The organism is Sinomonas soli, from assembly GCF_054782415.1.
This window is the reverse complement of sequence record NZ_BAAGSN010000003.1, coordinates 111,850-117,942: the sequence shown is the minus strand read 5'-3', so window position 1 is coordinate 117,942 and position 6,093 is coordinate 111,850. Positions and strand designations below refer to the sequence as shown.

The window sequence follows — 6,093 nt, the reverse complement described above, 5'->3', positions numbered from 1 at the left end:
TGCCTGTCGCTCTCGCCCTTGCCGGCGAGCGTCGTCTTCTGCACCTGCAGGAGGAACTCGACGTTCGACCCGGTCTCGCGGATCTTCGTGGTGAGCAGCTCGAGGGCCTGCTGCGTGTCGAGGCCCGAGAGCACGCGGCGCAGGCGCCACATGATCTTGACCTCCTCCGGCGAGAGCAGGTTCTCCTCGCGGCGCGTGCCGGACGCGTTGACGTCCACGGCCGGGAAGATGCGCTTGTCCGCGAGGGCGCGGGACAGGCGGAGCTCCATGTTGCCGGTGCCCTTGAACTCCTCGAAGATGACCTCGTCCATCTTGGAACCGGTCTCCACGAGCGCGGTGGCGAGGATCGTCAGCGAGCCGCCGTTCTCGATGTTGCGCGCCGCACCGAAGAAGCGCTTCGGCGGGTAGAGCGCGGCCGAGTCGACGCCGCCCGAGAGGATGCGGCCCGAGGCCGGCGCGGCCAGGTTGTAGGCGCGGCCGAGGCGGGTCATCGAGTCGAGGAGCACCACGACGTCCATGCCCATCTCGACGAGGCGCTTGGCACGCTCGATCGCGAGCTCGGCGACCGTCGTGTGGTCGTCCGCCGGACGGTCGAAGGTCGAGGCGATGACCTCGCCCTTGACCGAGCGCTGCATGTCCGTGACCTCTTCGGGCCGCTCGTCCACGAGCACCATCATGAGGTGGACCTCAGGGTTGTTGATGGTGATCGCGTTCGCGATGGACTGCAGGATCAGCGTCTTGCCGGCCTTGGGCGGGGAGACGATGAGGCCGCGCTGGCCCTTGCCGATCGGCGCGACCAGGTCGATGACGCGCGGGCCGATCTTCTTGGGGTCCGTCTCGAGGCGGAGGCGCTCCGAGGGGTAGAGCGGGACGAGCTTGGTGAACTCGACCCGGTTCTTCATCTCCTCAGAGCTCTTGCCGTTGACGCTCGTGACGCGCACGAGGGCGTTGAACTTCTGGCGGTTGCTGCCGTGCCGGCCGCCGCCCTGGGCGCTGCCGCCCTGGTTCTCCTCGCCGTCGCGGGGGGCGCGGATGGCGCCCACGACAGCATCGCCCTTGCGCAGGCCGTACTTCTTGACCTGGGTGAGGGGGACGTAGACGTCGTTCGGGCCCGGGAGGTAGCCGGAGGTGCGGATGAAGGCGTAGTTCTCGAGGACGTCGAGGATGCCGGCGACGGGCAGGAGGACGTCGTCCTCGGTCACCTCGGTCTCGTCGACCTCGGGGCCGGCGTTGCGGCCGCGGCGGCGCTCGTTGCGGTCGCGGAAGCGGTCGTTGCGGCCGCCCTGCTGGGACTCGTCACGGTCACGGCCGCGGCGGTTGCGGCGGGAGCGGCGCGAGCCGCCCTCCTCGCCGTCGCCCTCGTCGCGGCGGCGGTCCTGGCGCTCGGAACGGTCCTGGCCCTCGCCGCCGTCGCGGCGGCGGTCCTGGCGCTCGGAACGGTCCTGGCGCTCGCCCTCGTCGCGGCGGCGCTCCTGGCGCTCGGAACGGTCCTGCTGGCCGCGATCGCGGCGGCCGCGGCCCTCGCCGGCCTCCTCGTGGCGGCCCTCGGCCTCCGACGGAGCAGCCTGGCCGGCCTCGGTACGCTGGCCGGCCTCGGTGCGCTCGGGGGCGGCCGCCTCGGGGGCGCCCTCCTCGCGGGCGGGCTGGGCGGCCTCGGCGGCCCCCTGCCCGGCCTCTGCGCGGCGGTTGCGGTTGCGGGTGCGGCTCGGGCGCGTCCCGGTCTCAGGGGCCTCCTGCGCTGCAGGGGCGGCCTCCGGGGCGGAGGGAGCGGCCTCGGGGGCGGCCTCGGCCGGGGCGGCCTGTTCCCCGGCGGTGGGCGTCACCACGCCGTCGCTGCCCGCACGGCGGCGGGTGCGGCCACGGCCGCGCGCCGGGGCGGCAGCCTCGGCCTCGGCCGCCGGGGCGGGGGCGGCGGCCTGCGTCTCGGGCAGGGGAAGCTCGGCGGTGGCCTCGGCCTTCGCGGCCGGGCGGCGGCGCTCGGCGGGACGAGCCAGCGGCTCGCCCTTCTGGTGGGCGGTAATCGCGGCGACAAGGTCGCCCTTGCGCATGCGGGACCCACCGGTGATGCCCAGCTGGGACGCCAAGGCCTGCAACTGCGCGAGCTTGAGGCCGGCGATCCCCTTGGACTCGGACGCGGAGGAAGCTTCCACTGCTGGGTTCAGCTCAGTGGTCTGTGTCACGGATGGTCCTTCCGGAGTCGAGACGCCGGCTTCTCATGGTCCGGCGCATCGTGGTCGTGGCCGCCGACGAGAGCGGCGGCCAGGCTGTGGCGCTGCGAGGCCAGATGGCCGGGCAGCACCGTAGTCATTCAGCCCGCCCCGAGCCTGAGTGGCCTTCGATGCCGCTGCTGCCGCGCGGAGAAGGCGCAGGCAGCCGGACCGAGGCACAGAGCTGGAGGGGCGGCACCCATGGCACGGGGCTGGATCACGGAGGCGGCGCGCAGTGCCCGGGCCTAGTCGCCGAGGGCAGATTCACCACTGGAAATTTCACCGATGGAAATTTTACCGCTGAACAGATTTACCGTGGGTGCACGTCCACTCTAGCACCTTCGCGGTCCACGGCCAGACGTGCAACACGCCAGCGTGTCATGGCCACCGCGCCCTGCTCCGCGTCGAGCACCCCGTGGGTGAAGCGCTCGACGGCGGCCTGCACCTCGCGCGCCTCCTCCTCGCCGTCGGCGAGGGCCAGCACGGTGGGTCCGGCGCCGGAGACGACGGCGGCGTGGCCCTCGGCCCGCAGGGCCGCGATGAGCCGCGCGCTGGGCTCCATCGCGCTCGAGCGGTAGCCCTGGTGGAGGTAGTCCTCCGTGGCCGGAAGGAGCAGCGACGGGTCCTTCGTGAGCGCGTGCACGAGCAGGGCCGCGCGGCCGGCGTTCGCCGCGGCCGCGTGGTGCGGCACCGACGAGGGCAGGAGCGAGCGTGCCAGCTCGGTCGAGAGCTCGTAGTCGGGGATCGCCACGATGGGCACGACGCTGGGCGCGACCTCGGCGATGGCGGTCCGGAACACCTCCCCGTCCTGCCACGAGAGGGCGAGGGAGCCGTAGATCGCGGGCGCCACGTTGTCCGGGTGCCCCTCGATCTCGCTGCAGAGCTGGAGCGCCCACGCCCGGTCCGAGCGGTCCCCTGGGGCCACGAGCGCCGCGGCCGCGAGGACCGCGGCCACCGTCGCCGAGGCCGACGAGCCCAGGCCGCGGCCGTGCGGGCTCACGTTCTCGGCCGTCAGGGCCAGGCCGGCATGCCGGTAGCCGAGGCGTGCGAGCGCGGCCTCGAGGGTGCGGACCACGAGGTGGCTCTCGTCGCGAGGGAGGGTGTCGGCGCCCTCGCCGCGCAGCTCGAAGGCGAGGCCGCCGCCGTCGGTCGTCTCGACGGTCACGGTGTCGTACATCGCAAGGGCCAGCCCCAGGCTGTCGTACCCCGGGCCGAGGTTCGCGCTCGTCGCCGGGACGCGCACGGTGACGCGCTGCCCGGCGGCGACGGTGCGCAGCGACTCGGCGGCCGCCGTCGTCGGTGCCGTCATCGGCGGGCCTACTCGAGGCCCAGCGCGGCCGCGACGCTCACGACGTCGTTGCCCACCTTGACGGGCTCCACCTCGCCGCCGTCGGCGGTCCGGAGGGCCCACTGCGGGTCCTTGAGGCCGTGGCCCGTCACGGTGCACACGATGGTCTTCCCGGTCGGGACGCGGCCGGCCTCGTGCATCTTGATCAGGCCGGCCACGCTCGCGGCGGAGCCGGGCTCGACGAAGACGCCCTCGCGGGCGGAGAGCCAGCGGTGCGCCGAGAGGATCTCCTCGTCGGTCACGGCGTCGATGAGGCCCCCGGACTCGTCGCGGGCGGCCACGGCGGTCTCCCACGAGGCCGGGTTGCCGATCCGGATCGCGGTGGCGATCGTCTCGGGGTGGGTGATGGGGTGGCCGGCCACGAAGGGCGCGGCGCCGGCGGCCTGGAAGCCCCACATGGCGGGCAGCCTGGTGGAGACGGCCTCGAGCGTGCGCGCGGGCGCGCCGTCGAACGCATACTCCGTGGCCGTGGCGTACTCCTTGTAGCCCTTCCAGTACGCCGAGATGTTGCCCGCGTTGCCCACCGGGAGCACGTGGATGTCCGGGGCGTCGCCGAGCGCGTCGACGATCTCGAACGCCGCGGTCTTCTGGCCCTGGATGCGCGCCGGGTTCACCGAGTTCACGAGGAAGACCGGGTACGCGTCGGCGAGCTTGCGGGCGATCTCGAGGCAGTCGTCGAAGTTGCCGTCGACCTGGAGCAGGGTGGCGCCGTGGGCGATCGCCTGGCTGAGCTTGCCCATCGCGATCTTGCCCTCGGGCACGAGGACCGCGCAGGTGAGCCCCGCGGAGGTGGCGTAGGCCGCGGCGGACGCCGACGTGTTGCCCGTCGACGCGCACACCACGGCCTGGGCCCCGGCCTGGACGGCGGCCGTCATCGCCATGGTCATGCCACGGTCCTTGAACGAGCCGGTCGGGTTCATGCCCTCGACCTTGAGGTAGACCGTCGAGCCGGTCAGCTCCGAGAGCTTCTGGGCGTGCACCAGCGGGGTGCCGCCCTCGCCGAGCGTGATCACGCGCGTAGAGGCGGTGACGGGCAGGCGGTCTGCATACTCGCGGATGACTCCGCGCCACTGGTGGGCCACTAGACTCCTTCGGCTCGCAGGACGCTCGTCACGGATTCGACGACGTCCAGGTTCTTGATGTCGGCGACGGTGGCCGCGAGGGCGGCCTCCGAGGCACGGTGGGTCACGAAGCGCAGTTCGGCGCGGCGGCCCTCGGGCCGGCCGGCGGCGCCCTCCGCGGCGGGCTCTGCCCCGTCGATCCGCTGGCGCATCGTCTCGATGGAGACGCCGTGCTCGGCGAAGACGGCGGCGACGCGGGCCAGGACGCCGGGCTGGTCGGCGACCTCGAGGCCGATGCTGTAGCTGGTCGTCACGGCCTCGGGGCCGACGAGCGGGAGCGTGCGGGTCGCCGTGCCGGTCCGGCCGGGCGAGCCGGCCAGGAGGCGGCGGGCCGTCGTGACGACGTCGCCCATGATTGCGGACGCGGTGGGGGCGCCGCCGGCGCCGGCGCCGTAGAACATGAGCGAGCCGGCGTTCTCGGCCTCGATGAACACCGCGTTGTAGGCCCCGCGGACGGCCGCGAGCGGGTGGGTGCGCGGCAGCAGGGTCGGGTGGACCCGGACGCTCACGCCCTCGCGGGGCGCGGCGGCCGCGCCGTCGCTGGCGCCCTCGGAGCCGCCCGCAGCCTCGAGCGGGACGAGCTCGGCGATCGCGAGGAGCTTGATCGTCAGCCCTGCGTCCTGGGCGGCGGCGATGTCCGCGGCGCTCACGTTCGTGATGCCCTCGCAGCGGACGTCGTCGAGCGAGACGCGCGTGTGGAACGCGAGCGAGGCGAGGATGGCGGCCTTCGCCGCGGCGTCGAGCCCCTCCACGTCGGCGGTGGGGTCCGCCTCGGCGTAGCCGAGCCGCTGGGCCTCGGCCAGGACGTCGGCGAACTGCGCGCCGGTCGTGTCCATCGCGTCGAGGATGAAGTTGGTGGTGCCGTTGACGATCCCGAGCACGCGGGTGATGCGGTCGCCCGAGAGGCTCTCGCGGATCGGCCGGATGATCGGGATGGCCCCGGCCACGGCCGCCTCGAAGTTCAGCTCGGCCGCGTTGGCGTCGGCCTCGTCGAACAGCGTCGCGCCGTCCTGGGCGAGCAGGGCCTTGTTGCCCGTGACCACGGAGGCACCGCGCCGCAGGGCGGCGAGGATGTGGGTGCGCGCCGGCTCCATGCCGCCCATGAGCTCGATCACGAGGTCCGCGGAGTCCACGAGGCCCTCCGCATCGGTCGTGTAGAGCCCGCGCGGGAGCTCGACGTCGCGGGGGGCGTCCACGTTGCGCACGGCGATGCCGACGAGCTGGAGTCTCGCTCCGGCACGGGCGGCGAGCGCCTCGGCGTCGTCCAGGAGGATCCGGGCCACCTGTGAGCCCACGGTGCCGCCGCCCAGCAGCGCCACCTTGATCACGCGTCCCGCCTCGGGCCCGGGCTCAAGGCCGGCCTGGGGCTGGGGGGCCTCGCTGGTCTCCGTCATGGTCGCTCCCATCGTCGTCTGTC

Annotated in this window: 4 protein-coding genes; all 4 read right to left on the bottom strand. The window is 73.7% G+C overall.

Annotated features, from left to right (window positions below; genetic code table 11):
• A partial coding sequence (gene rho / locus ACYVKZ_RS01700; protein WP_460990296.1) for a transcription termination factor Rho occupies nucleotides 1-2,180 on the bottom strand: 2,180 nt, incomplete at its 3' end.
• A gap of 337 nt (nucleotides 2,181-2,517) precedes the next feature.
• Complete coding sequence (thrB, locus tag ACYVKZ_RS01695; protein ID WP_460990295.1) at nucleotides 2,518-3,516, bottom strand: homoserine kinase; 999 nt, start codon at nucleotides 3,514-3,516, stop codon at nucleotides 2,518-2,520.
• 8 nt (nucleotides 3,517-3,524) lie between these two features.
• On the bottom strand, nucleotides 3,525-4,637 hold the full coding sequence (gene thrC / locus ACYVKZ_RS01690; protein WP_460990294.1) for a threonine synthase: 1,113 nt from the start codon (nucleotides 4,635-4,637) through the stop codon (nucleotides 3,525-3,527).
• Nucleotides 4,637-6,070 (bottom strand): homoserine dehydrogenase, encoded by a 1,434-nt coding sequence (locus ACYVKZ_RS01685; RefSeq protein WP_460990293.1) that lies wholly within the window; start codon nucleotides 6,068-6,070, stop codon nucleotides 4,637-4,639. The genes thrC and ACYVKZ_RS01685 overlap by 1 nt, the downstream gene beginning before the upstream one ends.
• Nucleotides 6,071-6,093 lie beyond the last annotated feature (23 nt).

Bases quoted from the DNA above. Each gene is read 5' to 3' on its own strand.
- ACYVKZ_RS01685 (WP_460990293.1), bottom strand. From the start codon at position 6,070: ATGACGGAGACCAGCGAGGCCCCCCAGCCCCAGGCCGGCCTTGAGCCC.
- thrB (WP_460990295.1), bottom strand. From the start codon at position 3,516: ATGACGGCACCGACGACGGCGGCCGCCGAGTCGCTGCGCACCGTCGCC.